The following is a 1200-nucleotide window of genomic DNA, read 5'->3' on the forward strand; positions in this document are numbered from 1 at the left end:
GGTAATCCGCCCACAAAATAGTTGATGCCAAAAGTAGAATTTTCTCGTAATGTATGTGCAAGGAGATTCTGCATGAAGAAATCAAAATTTAGTGACAGCCAAATCCTGTCGATATTGAAGCAAGCTCAAAGTGGTGTTGCAGTTCCAGATTTATGTCGAGAGCATGGTATAAGCAATGCGACATTCTATAACTGGCGAGCCAAGTATGGAGGCATGGATCTTCCAATGATGGCTCGGCTAAAGGAACTTGAAGCAGAGAATAGCCGCTTAAAGAAGATGTACGCTGAAGAGCGCTTAAAGTCAGAAATTTTAAAAGAGGTGCTTGAAAAAAAGTAAAAAAGCCATCCGCTCGCCGAGAGCTTGCGCGCGTGATAGTGCGGGAACGGAATATTGAAGTCAGGATGGCTTGCTGGTTATTTAGCATCAGTGAGACGTGCTACCGTTATGAACCCAAACTGAATGAAGAAAACAGGGTCATAGCGGATTGGCTAATGCGCTTAACTCAAAACAACCGTAACTGGGGATTTGGCTTGTGTTTTTTATATTTGCGCAACGTGAAAGGTTTTTGTTGGAATCACAAACGTGTTTACCGTGTATACAAAGAGCTCGAGTTAAATTTACGGATAAAACCCAAAAAACGGTTAATCAGGGAAAAGCCTGAGTCCCTGGCCGTGCCAACATCAAGCAACCAGTGCTGGTCAATGGATTTTATGCATGATCAACTGGATAATGGACGCTGTTATCGGCTACTGAATATTATTGATGACTTTAACCGGGAAGGCCTGACAATCGAAGCGGATTTTTCATTGCCTTCTGCCCGAGTCATCCGGACACTGGAGCAAGTCATTGAATGGCGAGGCAAGCCTAAGCAGATACGTTGTGATAATGGGCCTGAATACGTAAGCCATAAGCTCGCAAGATGGGCTAAAAATCACGATATTGAGCTTGTATTCATTCAGCCAGGTTGTCCGCAGCAAAATGCCTATATTGAGCGCTATAATCGTACTGTTCGGTATGACTGGCTTAATCAATACTTATTTGAGAGTATTGAACAAGTCCAGGAACAGGCCACCAAGTGGCTTTGGTCTTATAACAATGAACGTCCTAACTCGGCTATTGGAGGTATACCACCCAAAAGAAAATTGGCTCTAGCAGCCTAGGTTTCTACTTTTAGTGTCAGTTAAAAATGGGGGGATTACC

General features: G+C 43.2%; 1 protein-coding gene. It reads left to right on the top strand.

The window, feature by feature from the left end:
- Nucleotides 1–72 precede the first annotated feature (72 nt).
- A protein-coding gene (locus ACWTE2_RS22310) for an IS3 family transposase (protein WP_161516441.1) occupies nucleotides 73–1160 on the top strand; the annotation gives its coding sequence in 2 pieces (ribosomal slippage) (nucleotides 73–334 and nucleotides 334–1160; 1089 coding nt in all).
- Nucleotides 1161–1200 lie beyond the last annotated feature (40 nt).

Source organism: Legionella nigrisilvae, assembly GCF_977063395.2.